The 22,521-nt window shown below is 31.8% G+C and carries 27 protein-coding genes and 1 pseudogene; 16 read left to right on the top strand and 12 right to left on the bottom strand.

The genetic code is table 11. The features are described 5' to 3' along the window. Positions 1-173: 173 nt before the first annotated feature. From Q0921_RS04715 to Q0921_RS04705, 3 genes are all read left to right on the top strand, one after another. Positions 174-854 carry a hypothetical protein gene (locus tag Q0921_RS04715; protein WP_299254009.1) on the top strand — a complete coding sequence of 227 codons (681 nt, stop codon included), beginning with the start codon at positions 174-176 and terminating at the stop codon, positions 852-854. A gap of 457 nt (positions 855-1,311) precedes the next feature. After that, entirely contained in the window at positions 1,312-1,764 is a 453-nt protein-coding gene (locus Q0921_RS04710) for a hypothetical protein (protein ID WP_299254006.1), read from the top strand. A 157-nt stretch (positions 1,765-1,921) separates the two neighbouring features. Next, entirely contained in the window at positions 1,922-2,056 is a 135-nt protein-coding gene (locus Q0921_RS04705; RefSeq protein WP_299254003.1) for a hypothetical protein, read from the top strand. Positions 2,057-2,118: 62 nt separating this feature from the next. On the opposite strand, the gene Q0921_RS04700 is transcribed toward Q0921_RS04705, so the two are convergent. The 4 genes from Q0921_RS04700 to Q0921_RS04685 all read right to left on the bottom strand — a co-directional run bounded on the left by Q0921_RS04700 (position 2,119) and on the right by Q0921_RS04685 (position 4,859). Next, positions 2,119-2,313: a hypothetical protein gene (locus tag Q0921_RS04700; protein WP_299254000.1), complete on the bottom strand. Its 195-nt coding sequence runs from the start codon at positions 2,311-2,313 to the stop codon at positions 2,119-2,121. Positions 2,314-2,850: 537 nt separating this feature from the next. Beyond that, a complete protein-coding gene (locus Q0921_RS04695) occupies positions 2,851-3,396 on the bottom strand; it encodes an RsmD family RNA methyltransferase (protein ID WP_299253996.1) in 546 nt (181 codons plus the stop codon). Position 3,397: 1 nt separating this feature from the next. After that, positions 3,398-4,231, bottom strand: a complete 834-nt coding sequence (locus tag Q0921_RS04690; RefSeq protein ID WP_299253993.1) for a DUF3822 family protein — start codon at positions 4,229-4,231, stop codon at positions 3,398-3,400. After that, positions 4,203-4,859 carry a hypothetical protein gene (locus Q0921_RS04685; protein WP_299253990.1) on the bottom strand — a complete coding sequence of 219 codons (657 nt, stop codon included), beginning with the start codon at positions 4,857-4,859 and terminating at the stop codon, positions 4,203-4,205. The genes Q0921_RS04690 and Q0921_RS04685 overlap by 29 nt, the downstream gene beginning before the upstream one ends. A gap of 136 nt (positions 4,860-4,995) precedes the next feature. Between Q0921_RS04685 and Q0921_RS04680 the strand changes: the two genes are divergently transcribed. From Q0921_RS04680 to Q0921_RS04665, 5 genes and pseudogenes are all read left to right on the top strand, one after another. Then, entirely contained in the window at positions 4,996-6,423 is a 1,428-nt protein-coding gene (locus tag Q0921_RS04680; protein WP_299253987.1) for an AAA family ATPase, read from the top strand. 11 nt (positions 6,424-6,434) lie between these two features. Next, a complete protein-coding gene (locus tag Q0921_RS04675) occupies positions 6,435-6,998 on the top strand; it encodes a DUF4126 domain-containing protein (RefSeq protein ID WP_299253984.1) in 564 nt (187 codons plus the stop codon). A 78-nt stretch (positions 6,999-7,076) separates the two neighbouring features. Next, positions 7,077-7,781, top strand: a pseudogene (gene kdsB / locus Q0921_RS25035) (3-deoxy-manno-octulosonate cytidylyltransferase); the annotation flags it as partial. A 78-nt stretch (positions 7,782-7,859) separates the two neighbouring features. Beyond that, on the top strand, positions 7,860-8,921 hold the full coding sequence (locus Q0921_RS25030) for an iron-containing alcohol dehydrogenase family protein (protein ID WP_367183322.1): 1,062 nt from the start codon (positions 7,860-7,862) through the stop codon (positions 8,919-8,921). Positions 8,922-8,945: 24 nt separating this feature from the next. Continuing rightward, the gene (locus Q0921_RS04665; protein WP_299253981.1) at positions 8,946-9,503 is read left to right on the top strand and encodes a 1-acyl-sn-glycerol-3-phosphate acyltransferase; all 558 of its coding nucleotides are present in this window, start codon (positions 8,946-8,948) and stop codon (positions 9,501-9,503) included. Here the strand turns inward: Q0921_RS04665 and Q0921_RS04660 are convergent. The 5 genes from Q0921_RS04660 to Q0921_RS04640 form a co-directional block, all read right to left on the bottom strand. Then, positions 9,500-10,012: a hypothetical protein gene (locus Q0921_RS04660; RefSeq protein ID WP_299253978.1), complete on the bottom strand. Its 513-nt coding sequence runs from the start codon at positions 10,010-10,012 to the stop codon at positions 9,500-9,502. The two genes, Q0921_RS04665 and Q0921_RS04660, sit on opposite strands and share 4 nt — an antisense overlap. 106 nt (positions 10,013-10,118) lie before the next feature. Then, entirely contained in the window at positions 10,119-10,616 is a 498-nt protein-coding gene (locus Q0921_RS04655) for a hypothetical protein (RefSeq protein ID WP_299253975.1), read from the bottom strand. A gap of 165 nt (positions 10,617-10,781) precedes the next feature. Further along, positions 10,782-11,507, bottom strand: coding sequence for a YebC/PmpR family DNA-binding transcriptional regulator (locus tag Q0921_RS04650; RefSeq protein WP_299253972.1), 726 nt, complete (start codon positions 11,505-11,507; stop codon positions 10,782-10,784). Between the two features lie 79 nt (positions 11,508-11,586). Further along, the gene (locus Q0921_RS04645; RefSeq protein WP_118455154.1) at positions 11,587-11,874 is read right to left on the bottom strand and encodes a 4a-hydroxytetrahydrobiopterin dehydratase; all 288 of its coding nucleotides are present in this window, start codon (positions 11,872-11,874) and stop codon (positions 11,587-11,589) included. A gap of 39 nt (positions 11,875-11,913) precedes the next feature. After that, positions 11,914-12,858, bottom strand: coding sequence for a septum formation inhibitor Maf (locus Q0921_RS04640; protein ID WP_299253969.1), 945 nt, complete (start codon positions 12,856-12,858; stop codon positions 11,914-11,916). A gap of 230 nt (positions 12,859-13,088) precedes the next feature. Here Q0921_RS04640 and Q0921_RS04635 point away from each other — a divergent pair, with 230 nt between their 5' ends. Then, positions 13,089-13,847 carry a hypothetical protein gene (locus tag Q0921_RS04635; protein WP_299253966.1) on the top strand — a complete coding sequence of 253 codons (759 nt, stop codon included), beginning with the start codon at positions 13,089-13,091 and terminating at the stop codon, positions 13,845-13,847. A 75-nt stretch (positions 13,848-13,922) separates the two neighbouring features. Here Q0921_RS04635 and Q0921_RS04630 read toward each other — a convergent pair whose 3' ends face one another. Next, positions 13,923-14,510: a Maf-like protein gene (locus Q0921_RS04630; RefSeq protein ID WP_299253963.1), complete on the bottom strand. Its 588-nt coding sequence runs from the start codon at positions 14,508-14,510 to the stop codon at positions 13,923-13,925. Positions 14,511-14,513: 3 nt separating this feature from the next. After that, positions 14,514-15,416: a geranylgeranylglycerol-phosphate geranylgeranyltransferase gene (locus tag Q0921_RS04625; RefSeq protein ID WP_299253960.1), complete on the bottom strand. Its 903-nt coding sequence runs from the start codon at positions 15,414-15,416 to the stop codon at positions 14,514-14,516. Positions 15,417-15,616: 200 nt separating this feature from the next. Here Q0921_RS04625 and Q0921_RS04620 point away from each other — a divergent pair, with 200 nt between their 5' ends. From Q0921_RS04620 to Q0921_RS04595, 6 genes are read left to right on the top strand one after another with little or no spacing between them, the layout of a single operon-like run. Beyond that, complete coding sequence (locus Q0921_RS04620; RefSeq protein ID WP_299253957.1) at positions 15,617-16,804, top strand: S41 family peptidase; 1,188 nt, start codon at positions 15,617-15,619, stop codon at positions 16,802-16,804. Continuing rightward, a complete protein-coding gene (locus tag Q0921_RS04615) occupies positions 16,804-18,201 on the top strand; it encodes a HAMP domain-containing sensor histidine kinase (RefSeq protein WP_299253955.1) in 1,398 nt (465 codons plus the stop codon). The genes Q0921_RS04620 and Q0921_RS04615 overlap by 1 nt, the downstream gene beginning before the upstream one ends. A 2-nt stretch (positions 18,202-18,203) precedes the next feature. Next, positions 18,204-18,884: a response regulator transcription factor gene (locus Q0921_RS04610; protein ID WP_299253953.1), complete on the top strand. Its 681-nt coding sequence runs from the start codon at positions 18,204-18,206 to the stop codon at positions 18,882-18,884. Between the two features lie 46 nt (positions 18,885-18,930). Beyond that, positions 18,931-20,142, top strand: a complete 1,212-nt coding sequence (locus Q0921_RS04605; protein WP_299253950.1) for a serine hydrolase — start codon at positions 18,931-18,933, stop codon at positions 20,140-20,142. 33 nt (positions 20,143-20,175) lie between these two features. Beyond that, positions 20,176-20,634, top strand: a complete 459-nt coding sequence (locus Q0921_RS04600; protein ID WP_299253947.1) for a hypothetical protein — start codon at positions 20,176-20,178, stop codon at positions 20,632-20,634. 28 nt (positions 20,635-20,662) lie between these two features. Beyond that, a complete protein-coding gene (locus Q0921_RS04595) occupies positions 20,663-21,076 on the top strand; it encodes a hypothetical protein (protein ID WP_299253945.1) in 414 nt (137 codons plus the stop codon). A gap of 27 nt (positions 21,077-21,103) precedes the next feature. Here the strand turns inward: Q0921_RS04595 and rlmH are convergent, their stop codons facing one another. Next, positions 21,104-21,577 (bottom strand): 23S rRNA (pseudouridine(1915)-N(3))-methyltransferase RlmH, encoded by a 474-nt coding sequence (gene rlmH / locus Q0921_RS04590; protein WP_299253942.1) that lies wholly within the window; start codon positions 21,575-21,577, stop codon positions 21,104-21,106. Positions 21,578-21,661: 84 nt separating this feature from the next. Between rlmH and nadC the strand changes: the two genes are divergently transcribed. Next, a complete protein-coding gene (nadC, locus tag Q0921_RS04585; RefSeq protein WP_299253939.1) occupies positions 21,662-22,519 on the top strand; it encodes a carboxylating nicotinate-nucleotide diphosphorylase in 858 nt (285 codons plus the stop codon). Positions 22,520-22,521: the final 2 nt, after the last annotated feature.

Genomic DNA, 22,521 nt, shown 5'->3' with positions numbered 1-22,521 from the left:
TGCTTAGAGATAAGTAGGTCTTGATGGTTTTAGTATTGGCTAATGCTAGTTTGTAACGAACACCGTATCAGCTTGGTTTTGCTGAGCGATCAGACAGGAATAATGAATAACATATGAGATAATAGCTACCTGGTGATGGGCGGTTTATAATTAATAACCTAAAATAAATAAAAATGAAAAAAAGAGTACCCAAAATTTTACTTGTATTATTATTAGTTAGCGTTTTTACAGTTGGATGTTCCAGTGATGATGGAGATGCAGGAAGTGGATCAGGTTTTGATTTTTTTATTGCTGCGGATCTTGATGGGGTGGGATTTGATGCTGGAGTAAATGAAGGATCCACGACAATACCTACATACACATTGGCTAGTGGCGGTATAGATATCATAGGGAACAGTAATTGTATATACTCATATGATGCTGGCTTTACAGCTATTAATGATGCCGTTTTACCAAGTAGTTATTTTAATTTTGATTCTTATTATAATGGTTCTTGCGGATCAGATGCAGAATTATCTGTTTTTAAAGAACTTTTTGTTACTGGTAATGAATCATATATAGATAATAGCAGTTCTAGTAAAGGAGTAGAATATTTGTATGTTCTTAACGGAACGGACTATTCTACAAAATATGGAGATCAAACAGGTAGTAGTTTTACGATTACTTCTATAGAATTAAAGCAAGAGTTAATAGCAGGAGATCTGTACAGGTTTTTTCATGTAGCAGAAGGAGTTTTTAATTGTAAAGTGTATAGTTCTTCCGACCCTACAGATATGCTGGAGGTTACAAATGGCAGGTTTAAGATTGTTGTTTTTGCTAAAAATAATGGTTTTTTAGATGCGATAGGGAATTAGTTCCTTCCTTGATGGTCCTAGTATGTGGTAACAGTTAACGCTAATTAACAACTAGTACCACATCAACTAGGTATGTTGCTTATTAGTGAGACAGGAGTAGTAACAAAATGTAATACGAAAGCTCTACTAAATTTAGTAGCGTTTAGAGTAAGTGGTAAGGGTAAGAAATGAAAATTAAGAGATAGGTTTTCTGGTAAGTTGCTCAATTTATAAAAGATAAAAGAAGATATGAAGCAACGTAATCTTACTTCATAAGATTAACACAATGAGGGTTAAATTGTGAATAACTATGCATGCATTGTTAATAAATTATGGTAAAACCGTTTTTTTATTAAATTTTGTGTACATTTATCTTGCTTAACAATTGACCCTTATATGATTTTATCCAGAAATAAAAATCATAATGTATTATAAACAATCACAAATCGTCATCACTTTAAATCTCACGACCCCTCCAATGAACAACTATAAGCTTACGATCATCGGATTATCTTTATCCGTGTTCGTGTATTTCTCCGCTATTTTTTTAGAACTAGACCTTTTTGAAAAAGTATTAGCATTTTTAGCCAGTATAGAGCAATTCAAGTTTGATGAATTTATTATTCCCTTTTTGATATTTTCCGTTTTCTTAGTATTTGATATGCGTAGACGCTTAAAAAAAGTCAAATTAGAAAATGCCAAATTGAAAATTTATAAAGCGATGCTATCTTCTAGTCATCATATTCTAAATAATTTTATCTATCAAATGGATATATTTAAGATCACTGCAGAAGATACCCCTGGTTTTGATGCTAAGATATTGGCATTTTATGAGGATATTATTAGCAATACTTCACATCAGATTTATTCACTTAGTAATCTTTCTAGTATAGATGAATATTCCATACGCACCTCTGTGATGACTGGTTAACTATTGATTGTTTTTTTATCATAATTTCTCAAAAAGAAATAGAATAGAATTATCTTTAGACCTTTAGTATTAGGTCCTTGGATTCTATGGCGAAGAAGATTAAAAAAAAATGTAAGTACGTACCATTTTTAGCGACTTTAGAACAAAAAATGTAGCTATGGAGATTATTGATTACTTAATGGGTAGAGGAGGATTTGTGCTGTTAGCACTTTTTGTGGTAGTGATTGTATTGTATAATAAGATAAAAGATAGACGACAGTTTAGGGTTTCTTCTAAAAAGAAAAACAGATAAAATATGTATATAAAAGATAGGAGTCATACGATTTGCATAACTCCTTTGTCTTTATAATTATATTAATTAAACTGACATACTTTGTGATCAGAAAAAGGACTGAGTCTACAAGAGACATCCCCAGGACCTAAAAATGGAGAAAGAGCCCAGCAATCTGCATTTGAATTACATCGTCTTCCACCGATATTCCCTCCATTGATTTCTTTTTGTTGTTCTTTGTTAAGAGCCGTTCCTAAATTTTTGATTTTGTTAATCATAATGTGAAAAATTTATAAGTTATGAAGTTCAAGATAAATTCTTCATAATAATAAAATACAAACTTGTGGAAGTTCTACAGGATAATGTGGAAGAATGTATGTATTTAGTCAAAAAATACTTTGGAAATATTTTTTTATGATAATAAGTTGAGAACAAGAGTTTGGTATAAGAAAAAGAATAAACAAGATGTAATTATCTACAATTATGGCTTTTGTATTTCCTCTCCTTTTTGTGTTACTGTGCGGATATATTTTTTTACGCTAAGTTTTTACTTCAAAAAATAATAGTTCAAGAAGTCTTCTTATGAAGGAAGATTTAGAGAGGTGTTTTTTGCATTTTTAGTTAAATTAGTATTTGTACATATGAGGTGGCTCGTTGGAAGGATTAAGGTTAAGGTTAGATTTTTATTATGAAAATCTTTTATTCTAATTCCATAGGCATATCTGGCTAATTTCCATGGAATACACTCCAAAAGAGAAAGAATTTATTTAGGTTAGAAAACATCAAATAACAGTGTTTTGGTATAGAAACTCAGGTTAATGTTTATTTTTTTCAAAAAAACTAAAAACAGATCCTCCGTATTTGCGAGCATTACTAAAGTTAGCAACATTATCCAGTTTGGTGTGTTTGGAGTGTTCTATGATCAAAACACCATCGTCCTTGAGCAAATCATGCTCAAAAACTAATTCGGCAATTTTCGAAAACTTAGCATCTGTAAAATCATAAGGTGGATCAGCAAAGATGATATCAGATTTCCGTTTTACTTTTTCTAGGTAATGATATACATCACTTTTTATGGTATCAATATCAAAATCAAGTTCTTTAGTTATACTTTTTATATAGCCCACACACCCATAATGCGTATCAACGGCTGTGATATGTTCCGCACCACGAGAGGCAAATTCATAACTAATATTACCTGTTCCAGCAAAAAGATCAAGTAAGGTAACTTGAGAAAATAAATAATGATGATTTAGGATATTAAACAATCCTTCTTTGGCCATATCAGTTGTAGGTCGTACAGGTAATTTTTTGGGAGCCTGTAATCTTTTTCCTTTATATTTTCCGGAGATAATTCGCATACTAAAAATGATTTAATAAAACAAAATGTTGGTGATCATCAATAGGAGGTAAAGCTTCAGAGAATATGGTATTATTGTTTCTATTCCCGAAATCCACATGACGTATGTACTTATATGCAATAGTGTAACAAGGACTGTTTTTTGAAATGTCGCCTAAAAAAACTAATGTAAATTCTTCTGGATTTAGTCTTAATTGCTCAGCAGCAAACATTATATAATACAAAAAATCCTCACTAGTTTCATAAATATATGAATTACTCAATAGCAGTTTTCCTTTATTGGTAATTACGAGATCGAATGTTCTAGAATTCATATGAGCAAAAACTCTCGTAGTTTCATTATTCTTCTCTTTTGCTAAAACATTATCAATGAGTATTGTTGCAGAATGCTTGTAGGTGAATGATCCAAAAGTTTCAAAAAAGAAATTATTAATATTGGTGTATGGAATATAAACGATAACTATTTCGTGTTGATCCAATTCATCATACGCTATAAAATCATTTCCTAATACTTTGATATTGTGTTTTAAATAATCTTTTAGAGATTCAGAATTAAACAAAGCTTTTGGAACGCAAGTATAAAGGTCGTTTTGGTAAATAACTTCTACAATATCAAAGTTGTGCCTTAGATTTGTATTATGATCGAAGTTGTATTTTATCTTTTCTAATACTTGTTCTGGAGATAAATGTATCCCAAAATCATCTTGTTCTAAAGTAATTATTTCGTTATCAGAATTTACCGTACAAAAAGAAAGTCCATTCAGGCTTACCTGAATGGACAATGTATATTTTGTATTATCAGAAGTATTACTCTTCTTCTTTTGTGTTTGAGTCATAAGTTTTTGGCCAATTACCAGTAGTGTTTACTTCTTGCATAGAACCAACTGATAAGAATGGTCCATCTACACCTTCCACAGATTTTACTTGTTTTTCTTGATAAAGTAAATCTTTATCTAGATCGTGTAATAGAATATCCTTAGAAACTTTAGCTTCAAAAACGCTAATTCTAATTCCGTTTTTATCAATAAAACCAGCATCAAGATCAAACTTAGCATCTTTACCATCAACAGGAACATTAATCATAGTTTTATAACGATCACTTCCTCCAAACAAAGAATCTCTTATAGATGCGTAACCAAGTGTATCTACTACAACAGTATCTCTTGGTTCGTCTATTTGTAAGACTTTATTAAATCTGATAAAACTAGAATCTCTACGCTGAGTAAGAGTAAATTTAGCAGTATCTATAAAAGCAACTAATTTGGCGGGATCTTTTTCAAATCTACCAACCACCGTATTATGAGCTAGTTCTGCTTGTCGAATATCTCTTAAGTTTTCGATAGCTTTTTCATAACGCACTTTTTTAATTTTGTTGAATCGTACAGGACCCATTACAGAATTGTATACCATGTAACCCAAGGCTGCGATAACTACCCATAGAACTAATTGAAGAACAATTTTCATTTTATAATTTAGCTTTTAGACATTAGTGTATACGCAAATCTACAATTTTTTTTCAATCGTAAAAGTTTATAGCCAAAAAATCATTACTATCTTTGATTTATTAACAGAATATGAATTTAAGGATTATGGATATTTAATGAGGGAAACAGAGTTTTATCAGTTATTAAAAGACGATTTTCCTTTTGAACCTACTCTAATACAGGATATTGTACTTCAGAAGCTTTCGGCTTTTATCTTGTCAGGCACAAAAGATTCACTTTTTTTATTAAAAGGATATGCAGGAACAGGAAAAACAACTTTAATCGGAACTTTGGTCAAAAACCTAGGAAAAGCAAAATTAAATGCTGTTTTATTAGCTCCTACAGGTAGGGCCGCAAAGGTAATTAGTAATTATTCGGGTAGGCAAGCACAAACAATACACAGAAATATTTATTATCCAAAAAAAACAAGTAGTGGAGGTCTTGCTTTTCAATTAAAACAAAATAAGAGCAGAAATACCATCTTTATAGTAGATGAAGCTTCTATGATCCCAGACACACCTAGTGATAGTAAACTATTTGAGAATGGATCTTTATTAGATGACTTAATGATGTATGTGTACTCTGGTCATAATTGCAAAATTCTTTTTATTGGTGATACAGCTCAGTTACCACCAGTCAGGTTAGAAGTAAGTCCTGCTTTGGATGCTGATAATTTGTCATTAGGTTTTAATAAAGAAGTAACGCAAATTGAATTAGACGAAGTAGTGAGACAGGCTGAAGATAGTGGTATTCTGATGAATGCTACATCGCTAAGAGAGTTACTAAATGATGGGTTTTATGAGTCTTTTCAATTTAATATCGAAGGATTTCCAGATATTATAAGATTGATAGATGGTCACGATATTATGGATGCCTTAAATGATTCGTACGCTAGTTCGGGTCATGAGGAATCAGTAATTATTTTAAGATCTAATAAAAGAGCCAATATATACAACCAGCAAATTCGCTCCAGAATACTTTTTCAAGAAGAAGAACTATCCGCAGGGGATTACTTAATGGTTGTAAAGAATAATTATTTTTGGTTAGACAATAAAAGTGAAGCAGGATTTATTGCAAATGGGGATATTATCAAAATTCTGGAAATATATGCTATAAAAGAATTGTATGGCTTTCGTTTCGCAGAAGTGAAAATCGCCATGGTGGATTATCCAAATCAAAAGCCATTAGAAACCGTTTTGATTTTGGATACGTTAACTTCAGAAACGCCCTCTTTATCCTATGAAGAATCGAATACCTTGTATCAGGAAGTGATGAAAGATTTTGAAGGGGAAAAATCAAAGTATAAAAAATTTATTGGAGTGAAAAACAATAAGTTTTTCAACGGATTACAAGTAAAATTCTCTTACGCAATTACCTGTCATAAATCACAAGGAGGCCAGTGGGATACTGTTTTTATAGAGCAACCTTATCTTCCTGATGGAATCAATAAAGATTATTTACGTTGGTTGTATACAGCAGTTACTAGAGCTAAAGAAAAATTGTATCTTATAGGGTTTAAAGACGATTTCTTTATTGAGAATTAAATTATTAAAAAATGCAAGAAACAATTTTAAGCATATGTTTAGGAATTGGACTAGCAGCTTCTGTTGGTTTTAGGGTGTTTCTGCCATTATTAGCAGTTAGCTTGGCAGGTCATTATGGTGTTATTCCTTTAAATTCTAGTTGGCAATGGGTAGGGAGTAACATAGCTTTAATCGTTCTATCTATAGCTACAGTAGTTGAGATTTTAGCTTATTATATTCCTTGGTTTGATAATTTACTCGACACTATAGCGATTCCACTTGCGGCAATAGCCGGTACAGCAGTTATGGTGTCAACAGTTGCTAATTTAAGCCCTGTAGTTACATGGGCACTTGCTATTATTGCAGGTGGGGGAACAGCAACTACTGTAAAAAGTACAATGGGAGCGTCTAGATTAACATCTACAGCAACTACAGGAGGGTTGGCAAACCCTGTTATTGCAACTGTAGAAACAGGAACAGCATCTGTGATGTCTCTGGTATCTATTTTTATAGCACCCTTGGCAATAATTTTGGTAATATTACTGTTCTTTGGTTTAAGAAAAGTTTATAAAAAACTATTTACAGGCTCTTCTTGAAAATCGATTTAAAAAAGTTATTTTTGATCCTTCAAAAAGCACACAATTTTGAACAAAACGAATCTAAAAACCATCGCAATGATTCCTGCGAGATATGCGGCATCCCGATTTCCTGGCAAATTAATGCAGGATCTTGAAGGGAAATCTGTTATTCTAAGAACATATGAAGCTGCAGTAAGTACATCATTATTTAGTGAGGTGTATGTGGTTACTGATAGTGATATTATATTTAAAGAAATTATAGCTCATGGCGGTAAAGCTATTATGAGTGGTAAAGAGCACGATTGTGGAAGTGATAGAATCGCCGAAGCTGTGGAGAATATGGATATTGATATTGTAGTCAATGTTCAGGGAGATGAGCCCTTTACCGAAAGAGAAAGTCTTGAAAAAGTTTTAGAAGTATTTCAAGGAGATGATGCGGAGAAAATAGATCTGGCAAGTCTTATGACTCCAATGAATGATTGGGATGATATAGTGAACCCAAATAGCGTGAAAGTAATTGTAGATAAAGACGATTATGCTTTATACTTTTCTCGCGCTCCAATTCCATATCCAAGAGATAAAGAAATTAGCCATACGTATTATAAACACAAAGGAATTTATGCATTCAGAAAGCAAGCAATTCTAGATTTTTATCGCCTACCGATGAGAACTTTAGAGGCTTCAGAGAAGATCGAATGTATTAGATATCTTGAATATGGTAAGAATATAAAAATGATAGAAACACACCATGAAGGTGTGGAAATAGATACCCCGGAAGATTTAGAAAAAGCAAGGAATTTAATTAATAAACAAAATCTTTTGAACATTACATCTACGATTACTCCTAAGATTAAAGAATCGATCCATAAGAATTTTCCTATGGTACCAAGAGTGGTTTTTGGTAAAGGATCATTTAATCAACTAGGACAAATTCTCTCTCCTGAAAGAAAAAACGGAGCTCCTTTTATCTATCTTATTGATAATGTTTTTGAAAATAATAAAACTTTTATCGAAGATAGAATACACCTATCAGGCAATGATAGATTAGTTTATATATCTACAAAAGAAGAACCTAAAACTTCTCAGGTAGACGAACTGGTATCAGAATTTAGAAACGCATACAGTTTTACACCAAGCGGTATTATTGGTATTGGTGGGGGATCTATTATGGATCTGGCAAAAGCTGTAGCGATTATGATGAACAATACTGGTAGTGCTACAGAGTATCAAGGTTGGGATCTTGTCGATAATAAAGCGGTGTATCACGTGGGTATTCCAACAATTTCAGGAACAGGAGCAGAGGTGTCAAGAACAACAGTATTGACAGGTCCTGAAAAGAAATTAGGTATCAATTCTGATTTTACACCCTTTGATCAGGTAATTCTGGATCCAGAATTAATAAAAGAGGTTCCTAAAGATCAATGGTTTTATACTGGGATGGATTGTTACATTCATTGTATTGAATCTTTAAATGGTACATATCTTAATGCATTTAGCCAGAGTTATGGCGAAAAAGCATATGATCTTTGCGAAGAGATCTTTTTAGAAAACACGCTAGATAAAGAAGAAGCAGACGCGAAGCTAATGATGGCTTCTTGGCACGGTGGTATGAGTATTGCGTATTCACAGGTTGGAGTTGCGCATGCTATGAGTTATGGATTAGCATACGTTTTAGGAACTAAGCACGGAATAGGGAACTGTATTGTTTTTGACAAGCTTGGAGATTATTACCCTGAAGGCGTAGCGCTTTTTAAGAAAATGAAAGAAGTTCATAATATTGAATTACCTACAGGAGTTTGTGCAAATGCGACAGAAGATCAACTAGATATTATGGCATCTGTAGCTCTGGGTCTAGTACCTTTATGGGAAAACGCTTTAGGCAAAAATTGGCAAGAAAAGATAAATGCTGATACTTTGAAGGCAATTTATCGAACCTTATAATTTATATGTTACAATAGAATTACTATGAGAAAACTTGCATCTTTTATATTTCACAAAATTATGGGATGGAAGATGATAGGTAGTTTTTGTGGTGATAATATAAAGAAGTGCGTTGTTATTGCAGTTCCGCATACTAGTTGGCATGATTTTTATATTGGTCTGTTAATAAGAAAAATTGACGGTGTGAAAATCAGTTTTATGGGAAAGAAAGAGCTTTTTAGATGGCCATTTGGATGGTATTTCAGAAAAGTTGGTGGAATTGCGTTAGATAGAACTCCTGGTCAAAACAAAGTCGAAGCTATAGCAAAAGAGTTTGAGAAACGAGACGAACTAAGATTAACCTTAGCACCAGAAGGAACAAGAAAAAAGGTGTCATCTTGGAAAACAGGTTTTTATTATATAGCTCAGGCTGCTAACGTGCCCATTCTTATGGTTGCTTTTGACTTTGGGAAGAAGCAAGTAGTCGTGTCTCCTCCATTTTATCCTACAGATGATATTGATAAAGACTTACAATCTATGTATGGTTTCTTTAAAGGGGTAAAAGGAAAGATTCCTGAATATAGTTTTGAACCGGATGTTTAAAACTTACGTGTATTTTCTTTTTTAATGATCTCCTTTTTAGGTTTTTCTTTTTCTTCTTCTAAAGCACTTGCACCGAAAAGTAGTTCTGTACTTGAGAATGTAGTTCCAAAAGTTTTTGCGGCTAAGTAAACTTGTGATATAGCACTTTCTGCTTGTTCTGTACTCAGTTCTTTTAAAGGATGTACATATGCCGACCAAAGAATTCCATTAGAAATAGCATATTTAACATCAAGAGCTGAATGAAAGTTCGCGGTCATAGCGTCTAATAATAAATCTTTATCAAGATTACTGGATTCTGTAATAGGAGCGATAATTCGCATTCTGTTATTTTTTGCATCCGTAATACACAACATAGGAGTTTTTTTATAAACAAACTTCCAGTTTCCTGCTATTCCTCCTAATGTGTCTGCTTTTCTGGTAATAATCTCACCTAGTGTATCATTGTTCATGTTTTGAGCCTGAGAAAATATTCCTAAAGAAAGAAATACCAAAAAGATACACTGTTTCATAATTGTCCTATTTTTTTGTTAAGTCGAAAAAACTGTTTAAACATAACAAAAAAAGATGCCATTTTAACTAACTACCTTTTTCGAATATAAACTGAAATAATTGGTTTTAGTCCATTCCCAAATCTCCAGAATAACTAATGGTGAAATCTTTACCATTTTCTAATGTTAAAGTCCCTCTGAAAATAAAATTCACTCCATTCTTGCTAACGATTATTTCACCTGCAGTTACTTTAATAGATTCGTCGCCGATTCTTAATTCAGCCGAGTCATAGTAAAATGATGATGAGTTAAGATCTGGTGAAGTTGAATGTGAGAATGTTCCAGGTCGGAAGAAACAAGAGTCATCTTCAATAATTGGTAGTTTTAATTCGGCATAAAACCCAACTATTTCTTCATCGAACATTCCTTTTAAATAGAAAACGTAATTTGAATAACCAGAAGGTTCAGAATCAAAACTTACAATTGTCATTTGGTCTACAATTATTATAGAATCTTCATAAACTATTTCATCCATGATATCTGTTGTTGGAATATCATCATTACTGGAGCAGGAAGAGAAAATAGATATTGATGTCAAAAGAAATAGTAAAGTAAATTTTTGCATATCGTTAATCTTTAGGTAATGTGAAAAATAAAATTTATTTATAAATGAATTTACAGATTCCTTTTAGGAATATTTACGTTCAAGAATGTGGATGTGAAAAACGTTATAATAAAAAAAGACCACCTAATAAGGCAGCCTTCTCGTAAAATATTATTATTCTTTTATTTACTCTTCTGTAGCAGACTCTTCCATAGTGTGATATGCATTTTGTACATCGTCATCTTCTTCTATTTTTTCAAGAAGTTTTTCTACATCGGCAACTTGCTCTGGAGTTAGTTTTTTGGTAACCTGTGGAATACGTTCAAAACCAGAGGATAGAATTTCTATTTCTCGGTTTTCTAATTCTTTCTGAATAGCACCAAAGCTTCCAAAAGGAGCGTAAATTAAAATTCCATCTTCATCTTGGAATACTTCTTCAGCACCAAAATCTATAAACTCTAATTCCAGTTCTTCTGGATCAAGCCCTTCTCCATTAATTCTAAAATTACAAGTGTGATCGAACATAAACTCTACAGAACCAGAGGTTCCTAAGTTACCATCACACTTATTAAAATAAGATCGGATATTAGCTACAGTTCGATTATTATTGTCTGTGGCTGTTTCTACTAGAATAGCAATTCCGTGTGGAGCGTATCCTTCAAACAACACTTCTTTATAGTCACTTTGATCTTTGTCAGAAGCTTTTTTAATAGCACGCTCTACATTGTCTTTAGGCATGTTTACAGACTTTGCATTCTGTATCACTGCTCTTAGACGTGAGTTAGAAGCTGGATCAGGACCACCTTCTTTTACAGCCATTACAATATCTTTACCAATACGAGTAAATGCTTTGGACATTGCTGACCAACGTTTCATTTTACGTGCCTTTCTGAACTCAAAAGCTCTTCCCATAATCTAAATTTAAAATCTGAATACAAACATAAGTAGAAACCAAATGTTTCACAAATACATATTCATTTCTACATAATTTTTATTCTTCTTCTACAATTCCATCAATTGCTTTAGCAAGTTGAAAATCTTTTTCCGTAACACCATCGGCATCATGAGTAGATAGACTTACATTAACTACATTGTATACATTGGACCAATCGGGGTGATGGTTTAGAGCTTCCGCTTCAAAAGCAATACGGGACATAGCCGAAAAAGCATCTTTAAAGTTTTCGAATTCGAACGACGTATGAAGCGCATTATCTTCATATTCCCAACCATCCATTTTTTCTAGTCGAGAGGTGATTTCAGTTTCAGTTAATTTCATAATAGTACAATTTTTATTTTATGTTATTATTTGAGGTGTTTTTTAAAGGTCTAATTCTTGTCTTAGCACTTCATCTTTATTGCTGTTCTTTCCCCAATAAGCAGATTTAATGCTTTTTAATTTGGTAGCCTTTGTGGTTAATTCTTTAGCGTTAGTCCCAAAACCACTTTTAAACGTTTCTGTCCAACCTTCTATCTCGTATGGGAAAGAACTATTAAAAGTAATACTGATACTTCTGTTTAATTCTGGGTAGTTTATTGTGTAAACATTAGAAGTGACATCTTTTTGTAAGGTAGCTTTTGCCGAATATGCCTTAATCTCTTTGTGTTTGAGTCTAGAATATTCAAAAGAAGGTATGATTTTTAAGTCTCCTTGAGGTAAATTATCAGGATCGATTCTGATTTTTGTCCACAATTCGTTTTCTAGAATATCTTTGTTTAATGTAAAGTTTTGATCTGCTTCTCCCTGAAAGTATGAGTGAGACATCACATCATATTTTTCACGATTATTTAATTGTGTATATACATGTCCGCACCACTCTTGCATAGAGCTAGATATTTTAATAGCGTGCTGGTTGCCTGCTACAGGAAAAAAAGTACTTTGCATAATTGAATATGGATAAATACCTGTATTGAACTTTTTGGTAGCATTTAATTTTAAGACAGGAATATTATCTGCATTTTGATAATCGGATTTCACTTGTTCTTTACTAAGAAAATCTTCAGTTACATAAATGAGAACAGCTTTTCCCTCTCTGATTTCTCCATATCGGGCTTGTTCTAGTGTATAAGATGTAATTTCTGCATCACCAGCATACCAGTATTTTTTAAAACTTTCTGAAAGCTCTTTTGCCGGTTTTAAAGCTGATGCTGTATTTTCGGTAACTACTTTTTTATCATTTTTGTTCTTTTCATCTGCTTTAATATTACTGCAAGCAATAATCACTAAAACACCTAATATTCCGAATAGGAGCAATGACTTTTTCATAATATATTTTTTATGCTTTTCTATAGCAAATTACAATAAAGCCACTTCCTGACTATTATGATTAACGTTTTTGTAACTAGATTTTATTTTTTGATTAAGAATTTAGGGGAATTAATCAAAAGAATGTTTTAATTATAGTAACAAATGTAGTCGTTCATAGACTATAAAGTAGAGCTATATGACAAAAAACATGTAGTAAATTCCAATTAACTTTTAAAACCTTATTATTTATGAAACTTTTTTTTAAATTTTTATGTGCAGTCTTTTTATTTACTAGTATTATTTCTTGCGAAACTGATAAACAGGATTTAATCGAAGAAACGGGAGCAGAGTTACAAGAGACAAATGATAGTACTTTTGAAAAACTTATTAGTGATCCAGAATGTACGCGAATATCAGGAGAATTGGGGCCTGTCTGTTTCACGGGAGAGAGAACGTATTCTGTGGTACATCCCTTTGGTTCCCAAGCATCAATTAAGTGGACGATTAGAAGTGGAAATGGAATATCGATTGAAGGCTCTTCTACAAGCATTAATGTGGTAGTAAGATTTAATAGTCAATTTAATGGTGGAGAGTTACAAGTAGTCGTAGGGAATTGCATTTCAATAGTACAATTAGGAGTATGCTCTGGTGGAATACAGTGCCCAACAAATGTGGCTCCGTCAAGACCAGGACCCATTACGTTTGATATATTTTTGGGGTCTCAGCCTACTACCGGAAATTTTTGCACCAATACAGTAGCAAATGTACTTTGGATTTCTAATGTAGAATGTGCAGTAGATTATATTTGGACAATTAGCCCATCAATTTTTGGTGCGAAATTGACCCAAAGCCCAGTACATCCAGGGACAGCTTTACTTCAGGTTAGTAGACCAGGTGAATATGTAGTATCCGTAAAATCGGTAGGTAGTAATGGATTAGTCAGTCCGGAAAGATCTATTAGTTTATTAGCAGAAAATTGTAGTGGTGGAGGCTTAGGAGGATTTTAGGTTAATTAATAATCCTAAAAAAGAAACTACATCATACGTGCAAAAATATTTTTGTGCGTATGATGTAAAATTATATTATAACGATACAAGTTTCATTAACGTTTCATAAACAAGTTGAACAGGAAGTCCCATAACATTAAAATAACTTCCTTCTATATGAGTAATACCTATATGTCCAATCCACTCTTGTATACCATAGGCACCCGCTTTGTCCATTGGAGAAAAGGTATCTACATAATAGTTTATTTCCTCTTTTGTGAGTGGTTTAAAAGTAACTTTTGTTGTTTGATTTATAATTTTGGTGGTATTAACCGTCTTAAAACATACAGATGTAATTACTTCGTGAGTTTCTCCGGATAATAAAGTTATCATATTTTTAGCATCTTGTACATCTTTAGGTTTTCCGATTGCTTTATTATGATGCCATACAATTGTATCACTGGTAACCAAAATATCATTTGACCTTAATCCAGTAAACTCTGCCGCTTTTAGTTTGGCTAAATAATCTGAAATTTCTGTTGCTTTAAGATGATCAGGATATATTTCGTTTACTTCTCTTAATTGGATTGTGAAATCCAAATCTAAATCCCTAAAAAATTGTTGTCTTCTAGGTGATCCGGAAGCCAGAATAAGGTTATGATTTTTTAATAATTCTCTTAACATATGTTATAATAGGATGAATTGGTATTGCAATATAGATAAAGAGGCTAAAAATAATACTGATTTTAAAATAAGACTCAACGTTTTAAAGTCCTGATTTGTTTCTGCACTCCAGCTTTTGAAAATAAAATATAATAAAGGTGCTACTAAGAACCCTAAAACCAATACAACTGCAATAGAATTACTAAATAGATATGTATAAACATAATAGATAATTAATCCAATTGGAATCATAGTTAATCCACTAATGAGTTTTACGGTGCGATCTTTTCCTAAAGCTATAGGAATTGTTTGTATGCCAGCATTATGATCCTTGTCTATTGAAAAGCAGTCTTTTACAATTTCCCGAATAGTAACAATAGTAAAAGCAAAAATAGAATAGTCAACTATAATTAAAAAAATAACTTTCTGAGAAGCTCTGTTCTCATCAGTAATGGCAGGAAGTAAATCAAAAATGGCAACAGAAATTAAAGCCAATGCCATTAGAAGACCTATAATCACATTTTTTATAACTAAAATTTCCTTTAAATATGTAGCGTAGATATAAAAGATAGCAGAGATTACTATAAATAAAGCAGATAACTTAGGGTTTCCTATAATATTAGATAAGTAGAAACCAATGGCAACACCAATAATATTAAAAATTATAAAAAGACGATTAGCGATCTTTTCAGAGATTATTGCATTTGCGTTTTCTTTCTTAATTGCATACTCCTTGTTTTCAATATATAGCATAACATTTGCTGCTGCAACCAAAGATGTTGTAGCGATAATCAAAAGTGAAATCCCAAACCCATTTAAGGTAATAGCAATGTCAAAAGGTTCAAAAAGACCATATTTTATACATAATTGTGCTATGGCTATAAGAATGAGATTATCGAATTTAATTAGCTTTAAATATGCTTGCATGAAAAGACAGGTTGATTAGTCAGCAAATGTAATAATTTATCCTTTTGGATATGGCATTAACTTATCGTCTTAAACCCATTGTTGTATATAGAGATAAAGATTTATTAACGTTAATGGTGGGTTAACGGTACTGAATTCTTCGGTTTGTTTAAGACTATGCTATAATTTTGATCTCATCAACAATCAAAAAGCGAATAGTAATGATAAGAATCATCATCATTTTATGTGTAGTGTCTAGTTCCTTTGGGCAAACTAAGTATCAGAAAGACTTTGAAGATTATTGGAAAATAGTTGATCAGTATTTTGCATATTTCGATGTCCAGAAAACTAACTGGGACGAAGTAAGAAGGATTTATCAACCTTCTTTTGATACAATTCAAAATGATGATGATTTTATTCGTTTGTTAGAAATGACTAATAATGAATTGTATAATGGGCATGTGGGTCTTAATAGAAATTTAGCATCTTCAAGTAGGGTAATTCCAACAGGATCTGATATTTGGGTGTCTTATAAAGATAATCGATTTATGATATCCGCCATTAGAGAAGGTTTTGAAGCAGAAAAAGCAGGTCTGTCTTTAGGAATGGAAGTGAAAAAATATAATGGGATTGCAATTACTGAAGCCATAAAGAGATTTTTACCTCAAAGTGTTAAAATACATACTAATAAAATGTATGAATATGCGGCTAACCTATTATTGGCTGGAACTCATAATTCGAAGAGAAGTCTGAATGTTAATGGCTCATTAACATTCAATATCGAAAATGTAAAGAATCATAAATCAACAAAGCTTGTAAAGGGAAAAATAATTAATGCTAATATCGGATACATCAGAGTTAATAATTCTCTAGGTAATAACAATACGATTCAAGATTTTGATAAGACCTTGGATAGTTTAAAAAATACGATTGGACTTATTTTAGATCTTCGCGATACACCTAGTGGCGGAAACACAACCGTAGCCAGAGCTATAATGAGCCGTTTTATTACTGAGGAAGCACCTTATCAAAGGCATAGTTTTTTTTTCGAAGAAAAATTGTATGGAGTGAAAAGAAATACTATTGAGTTAGTTTCTCCAAGAGGGAAAATATATGATAAACCATTAGTCATTCTTTGCGGAAGATGGACTGGTAGTATGGGAGAAGGTATGACTATTGGTTTTGATGGATTGAACAGAGCAGAAATAGTAGGCACAGATATGGGAGATTTATTAGGTGCCATCTATAGCTACACATTGCCAGAAACCAATATTGGATTTCAGATTCCTGTAGAAAAGTTATTTCATATAAATGGAATGCCTAGAGAAGATTTTAGTCCAAAACATTATATCTTAGATACCCAGGATCAATTGCAAAAAGCTATTGAAATTATTAAAGAATCTCTATAATGAAGCAGAAAGTAAATACACTTATTATTACATCTATCATAGCACTGTTGGCACTTTGTATTATACAAGCATATTTGATACATAATACCTATCAGTTAAAGAAAGATGCTTTTATTAGAGAAACTAAGAAAGCTATTAGCAATATTGATAATACTAAGGAGATGGATTCATTGGCAGAGACTTGGTATACATATCTTAGTGAAAATCTTGTAGAATATAAAAAGAATAATATTCGTAAAAAAGAAGCTCTCAGTAGGTTTAAACCCATAACAGATTCTCTTAATCATTTGTTTGTGTTGTATTATAAGAAAGAAATAGCGAATCGTAATTTAGAATATGAGATTCAATATAAAAAGGATATTAAAAGTATTGTTATCTATGAAGAAGAAGAATTGGACACTATTTTTTCAACGATAGATGGTGAAAATGTGTACTCATTTGGAGAAAAATTTTCTAAGGAAGATGAAGTAGTGATGAGTAAAGCTCGTTGGTTTACTGATCTTGATTATGAAAACGAAATTAACGGAGGGTCGATCAATGTGTCTTTGGATATAGAAGTTAGAACTGTGGACTATATCAACATTATAGGGTGGAAGCGAATAGTATTTAAACAGATGGCTATGCTTTTTATTTTTTCGGTATTATTATTTCTTTTCGTAGTCAGTTTGTTTTTTTATTCTATTAGGAATTTGATACGTCAGAAAAAATTAGCAGATATTAAAACTGATTTTATCAATAATATTACACACGAGCTTAAAACTCCATTGGCAACCTTAGGAATAGCTTCTAAAAGCTTAAGAAAATCCGAAATACAGAATTCTTCTGATGCATTCGCAAATACATTAGATATTCTTGATCGTCAGAATAATAGATTACAAAAACTTGTTGATCAAGTAGTTACTAATAGTTTGGGTTCTGAAGAAATAGTGCTTAAAAAAGAAGAAATATTAGATGATATGTATTTTCAGAATGTTTTGAAGGATTTTGAATTATCTGTTCAGAATAAAAACGTTAGTATTTCCTCAAAGATTGAATTTAGAGAAGTGCATTTAAGCATTGACAAATTTATGTTTACTACAGCTTTATTAAATGTTTTGGATAATGCGGTAAAATATGGCAATGAAAAAGTAGAAATTGTTTTTAGAACCTATTTAAGAGACGATCAATATGAGATATCTATTCATGATAACGGGATAGGAATTCATGAGAAGGAACAGCGTAAGATTTTTGAGAAATTCTATCGGATCAACAAAGGAGATGTTCATGATGTAAAAGGTTTAGGGTTAGGATTGTTTTATACCAGTCAGATCGTTAAGGCTCATCAAGGAACAATTTCTTTAGAGAGTAAACCTGATTTAGGTACTACGTTTACTATAACATTACCAATAACCGAGTAATTATGAAGCATATATTATTAGCAGAAGACGACTTTGATTTTGGAAGTATTTTAAAACAATATTTAGAGCTTCATGGGTATAAAGTGGTTTGGGCTCAAGATGGCAAAGAAGCTTTACAAGTCTTTTCTGAAGAACAATTTGATATATGTGTTTTTGATGTAATGATGCCTAAAATGGATGGATTTACATTGGCAGAAAAAGTAATAGAATTAAACCCAGAAATTCCTTTTGTTTTTCTTACCGCTAAAAAAATGAAAGAAGATAAAATTCGTGGTTTAAAATTGGGGGCTGATGATTATATCGTAAAACCTTTTGAAGCAGACATATTGGTTCTAAGGCTTCAGAACATTCTAAAGCGATCACAAAGAGTTCAAGCTATACGCGAAGAAGTCATCGCTATAGGAGATTATAAGTTTGATGCAACTAATCATTGCTTAAAACTAAATGAAGAGCGACAAAAACTTACAGAAAAAGAAACCATTTTGATTCAATATCTGTACGATCATAAAAATACAATGATAAAACGTGAGAATTTATTAAAGGATGTTTGGGGAAATGACGATTTCTTTTCTGGTAGGAGTATGGATGTGTTCATCAGTAGATTAAGAAAATATTTCAAACAAGATAATAATATAACAATAGAAAGCGTAAGAGGAGTAGGCCTCACATTTAATTTTAAATAAAGAAATTTTAACAATCATCAATCTATCAATCAAAAAACGAAAAATCATGAGAACAATCAGTAGTATTTTGTGCTTAGTAGTGTCATTTTATATTAATGCACAAACACCCCTAGATCAATTAGATAAAAAAATAGACTCTATATATGAAACTAGTAAAATAGCTGGATTTGGAGTTTCTATAATGACACCTGATAAAATACTTTATAAAAAAGGCTTTGGGTATGCAGATATAGAGACAAAGAGAAAATATACGGTAAATACGATACAGAATATAGGATCCGTTTCTAAAACATTTATAGGGATAGCACTTATGAAAGCTATTGAACAAGGTAAATTATCAGAAGGTACTCCAATTAACAATATCCTTCCGTTTAAAGTGCAGCATCCTAAATTTCCAGAAACACCAATTTTAGTAAAGCATTTGGCAACCCATACATCTTCAATTTTGGATACCGATGCGTATGAAAAAAGTTATGTTTTTGAAGAAGAAGTTGAGTTAAAGGAAGAAAACTTCACTAAAAAAGAATATAAAGAGTTGAAGGCGATGGGAGTTAATAAAAAATGTAGCCTAGAAAATTTTCTTAAAAATCATCTTACTACTGATGGTGATTGGTATAACAAGAGTAATTTTTTAAAGCAAAAACCAGGAGACAGATATGAATATTCTAATGTGGGATCAGCATTATTAGCATATATTATTGAATTAGCTACAAATACCTCTTTTGCAGAGTATACGCAACAACATATCTTAAATCCATTAGAGATGAAAGATTCAGGTTGGTCATATCAATCTATTGATAAAACGAAGTATGCTTCTATATACACTGAGTCTGGAAATAAAATTCCAAGATATCAATTAATTACCTATCCTGATGGAGGATTTAGAAGTACTATAGAGGATTTATCTATATATCTTCAAGGTTTAATGAGAGGATATTATGGAGAGGAAAGTGTTCTCCAAACATCCTCTTTTCAGGATATGATGTCCCCTAAGTTAACTAAAGAGCAGTATAAAACTAAAAAGGAAATAAAAGATAACTACGGATTCTTTTGGGAAGTTTCTCCTTCCGGAAAAATGGGACATAATGGATCTGATCCAGGGGTTCTAACACTTATGTACTTTAATAAGAACGATAAAGTAGGAGCAGTGTTCTTTATGAATACGGGTATAAATGACGATAAAGATGTTATTAATTCTGTTAGGAGTATATGGATGCTGATCAAACAATACAAAAAAGATCATATCAATAATATATAAAATATTTCAATCCTTAATCAAAAAATAAATATCATGAGAACATTAATATTATTTATTATTACATTAATAATGGGCGTATTGACTATTAATGCTCAATCCTCATTAACAAGTACAAGCACAAGTACGTCTTCCTCTTCAGTAACTGTTGAAGATGATGGCTCAGTAGAGAGTGAATCGTTTTATAGGTCTTATGTCTTTTTGGATTTAGATAATAAATTTAAAATCAGACTAAAATTCATGAAGAATAGAAAGAGTTTAGTAAAGTCGTATTTGATTGAGCAGTTTGGTAAAGAAAATATGACTATTGAAGATGATGCCTATTCTTGGAAATCAATATCAAAAGAAGAAACCTTATATGAAGTAAAACTAAAAAAGAACAAAGTAACAATAACTTTTAATAAAGAAATAGGCTCTCATAGTGAATCAGAAAGGTTTAAAAGTATAGGGGAAGAGTTAAAATTAATTACAGGAAAGAATAAATCAATCAATTAAATCAATCATTAATCAAAAACCGAATATTATGAAAACAATCATTTTTATGTTATGTGTGGCGCTAGCTATGCCAATTGTAAACGCACAAACAAGTTTTAATACTAAAGTAACCGTTGATTATTCTAGCGATGATGATAGTAGCGGATATAAAATAAATATTGCTGTTTCTAATACAGATGATACTTATAAGTTAAAGGCAAGTTTTCCTTCCAATAAAACAGATAAGGTTAAAGAGTTTATAAAGAATTATTTAGAAACAAAAATGTCTGAAAGTTATGGGTCATATACCTGGAGTTATAATAATAAAGGAGAAGAAGGGTACAAGGTTAAATTAAGAAAAGGAAAACTATCTGTCTTTTTAGATAAAGAAGCTATGTCTATTGACCAGGTAGAAGATTTGGTAGATTCGTTTAGTGACTTGAGAGAATTAATCAAGGATTAACACATATGATAACTGTTTGAATGAGTCTTATCTATGATGATAAGGCTCATTTTTTAGAATGGTAAATCCTCGATACAACTGTTCTATAAAAAATAAGCGAATCATTTGATGAGAGAACGTCATTTTAGATAAAGAAAGTTTACCGTTAGCTCGATTATAAACATCAGGACTAAATCCATATGGTCCGCCAATTACAAATATCAATTGTTTGATGCCACTATTCATATGCTTCTGCAAAAGTTGAGAAAAACCAACAGAATCAAATTGTTTACCATTTTCATCTAATAGTATCAAAACATCAGAGGTAGTTGTTTTATTTAAGATAAGTTTCCCTTCTTTGTCCTTTTGTTGTGCTTCGCTTAGGTTTTTAGAATTCTTTATATCTGGTATAATGTCAAAAATAAATTTGATATAAAACCCTAATCTTTTAATATACTCTGCAGTAAGATTTTCCAGTTGCTTATGATCCGTTTTACCTACAGCGATTAATTTAATTGTCATGGATATAGTTTCTTTATTGACTTCGTACTTCCAGCTTCGTACTTCCAACTTCTTTTCCTACTTTAGCAAAAATAACCATTCAATATGATTACAAAAGCTCAATTTGATAACGAAATTGAATTAATAATTGAAAATGCTATAAGAGAAGATGTAGGTGACGGAGATCACAGTTCGTTAGCTTGTATTCCTGATGAAGCAACAGGAAAAGCTAAATTATTAGTTAAAGATGAAGGCGTATTAGCAGGTGTAGAATTTGCTAAAAAAGTATTTAACTATGTAGATTCGAAAATAAGAATTGATGTCAAAATTGAAGACGGGTCGAACGTTAAATACGGCGACATTGCTTTTTATGTATCAGGAAGTTCTCAATCGATTCTAAAGGCAGAAAGATTAGTACTTAATGCAATGCAAAGAATGAGTGCTATTGCCACAAAGACAAATCAATTCGTAAAGTTATTAGAAGGAACAGGAACTAAGATTTTGGATACAAGAAAAACTACACCAGGAATCAGAGCTCTAGAGAAATGGGCAGTGAAGATTGGAGGGGGAGAGAATCATAGATTTGCATTGTACGATATGATTATGCTCAAAGATAATCATATTGATTTTGCAGGCGGTATTACCAATGCGATAGAAAAGACAAAGAAATATCTGGAGGATAGTAATAGAGACCTTAAGATTATTGTAGAAGCTCGTGATCTCGATGAAATTAAAGAAATATTGAAAACTCCAGGAGTGTATAGAATTCTTATAGATAACTTTAATTATGAAGATACTAGAAAAGCGGTAGAACTTATCGGAAATACATGTCTTACGGAATCGAGTGGAGGAATAAATGAAAAAACGGTTCGAAAATATGCGGAATGTGGGGTAAACTATATAAGTAGTGGTGCTTTAACTCATTCTGTTTATAATCTCGATTTGAGCTTGAAAGCAGTATAGTG

The sequence above is a fragment of the uncultured Aquimarina sp. genome, from assembly GCF_947496855.1.
Lineage (GTDB): Bacteria > Bacteroidota > Bacteroidia > Flavobacteriales > Flavobacteriaceae > Aquimarina.
This window is presented reverse-complemented; position numbering and strand designations above follow the sequence as displayed.

Coding starts and splice junctions, on each gene's coding strand:
- Q0921_RS04600 (WP_299253947.1), top strand. CDS start 20,176: ATGAGAACATTAATATTATTTATTATTACATTAATAATGGGCGTATTG.
- Q0921_RS04605 (WP_299253950.1), top strand. CDS start 18,931: ATGAGAACAATCAGTAGTATTTTGTGCTTAGTAGTGTCATTTTATATT.
- Q0921_RS04665 (WP_299253981.1), top strand. CDS start 8,946: ATGAGAAAACTTGCATCTTTTATATTTCACAAAATTATGGGATGGAAG.
- Q0921_RS04650 (WP_299253972.1), bottom strand. CDS start 11,507: ATGGGAAGAGCTTTTGAGTTCAGAAAGGCACGTAAAATGAAACGTTGG.
- Q0921_RS04695 (WP_299253996.1), bottom strand. CDS start 3,396: ATGCGAATTATCTCCGGAAAATATAAAGGAAAAAGATTACAGGCTCCC.
- Q0921_RS04635 (WP_299253966.1), top strand. CDS start 13,089: ATGAAACTTTTTTTTAAATTTTTATGTGCAGTCTTTTTATTTACTAGT.
- Q0921_RS04690 (WP_299253993.1), bottom strand. CDS start 4,231: ATGACTCAAACACAAAAGAAGAAGAGTAATACTTCTGATAATACAAAA.
- rlmH (WP_299253942.1), bottom strand. CDS start 21,577: ATGACAATTAAATTAATCGCTGTAGGTAAAACGGATCATAAGCAACTG.
- Q0921_RS04675 (WP_299253984.1), top strand. CDS start 6,435: ATGCAAGAAACAATTTTAAGCATATGTTTAGGAATTGGACTAGCAGCT.
- Q0921_RS04660 (WP_299253978.1), bottom strand. CDS start 10,012: ATGAAACAGTGTATCTTTTTGGTATTTCTTTCTTTAGGAATATTTTCT.
- Q0921_RS04640 (WP_299253969.1), bottom strand. CDS start 12,858: ATGAAAAAGTCATTGCTCCTATTCGGAATATTAGGTGTTTTAGTGATT.
- Q0921_RS04620 (WP_299253957.1), top strand. CDS start 15,617: ATGATAAGAATCATCATCATTTTATGTGTAGTGTCTAGTTCCTTTGGG.
- Q0921_RS04615 (WP_299253955.1), top strand. CDS start 16,804: ATGAAGCAGAAAGTAAATACACTTATTATTACATCTATCATAGCACTG.
- Q0921_RS04700 (WP_299254000.1), bottom strand. CDS start 2,313: ATGATTAACAAAATCAAAAATTTAGGAACGGCTCTTAACAAAGAACAA.
- Q0921_RS04595 (WP_299253945.1), top strand. CDS start 20,663: ATGAAAACAATCATTTTTATGTTATGTGTGGCGCTAGCTATGCCAATT.
- Q0921_RS25030 (WP_367183322.1), top strand. CDS start 7,860: ATGGTACCAAGAGTGGTTTTTGGTAAAGGATCATTTAATCAACTAGGA.
- Q0921_RS04655 (WP_299253975.1), bottom strand. CDS start 10,616: ATGCAAAAATTTACTTTACTATTTCTTTTGACATCAATATCTATTTTC.
- Q0921_RS04625 (WP_299253960.1), bottom strand. CDS start 15,416: ATGCAAGCATATTTAAAGCTAATTAAATTCGATAATCTCATTCTTATA.
- nadC (WP_299253939.1), top strand. CDS start 21,662: ATGATTACAAAAGCTCAATTTGATAACGAAATTGAATTAATAATTGAA.
- Q0921_RS04710 (WP_299254006.1), top strand. CDS start 1,312: ATGAACAACTATAAGCTTACGATCATCGGATTATCTTTATCCGTGTTC.
- Q0921_RS04680 (WP_299253987.1), top strand. CDS start 4,996: ATGAGGGAAACAGAGTTTTATCAGTTATTAAAAGACGATTTTCCTTTT.
- Q0921_RS04630 (WP_299253963.1), bottom strand. CDS start 14,510: ATGTTAAGAGAATTATTAAAAAATCATAACCTTATTCTGGCTTCCGGA.
- Q0921_RS04685 (WP_299253990.1), bottom strand. CDS start 4,859: ATGAAAATTGTTCTTCAATTAGTTCTATGGGTAGTTATCGCAGCCTTG.
- Q0921_RS04715 (WP_299254009.1), top strand. CDS start 174: ATGAAAAAAAGAGTACCCAAAATTTTACTTGTATTATTATTAGTTAGC.
- Q0921_RS04705 (WP_299254003.1), top strand. CDS start 1,922: ATGGAGATTATTGATTACTTAATGGGTAGAGGAGGATTTGTGCTGTTA.
- Q0921_RS04610 (WP_299253953.1), top strand. CDS start 18,204: ATGAAGCATATATTATTAGCAGAAGACGACTTTGATTTTGGAAGTATT.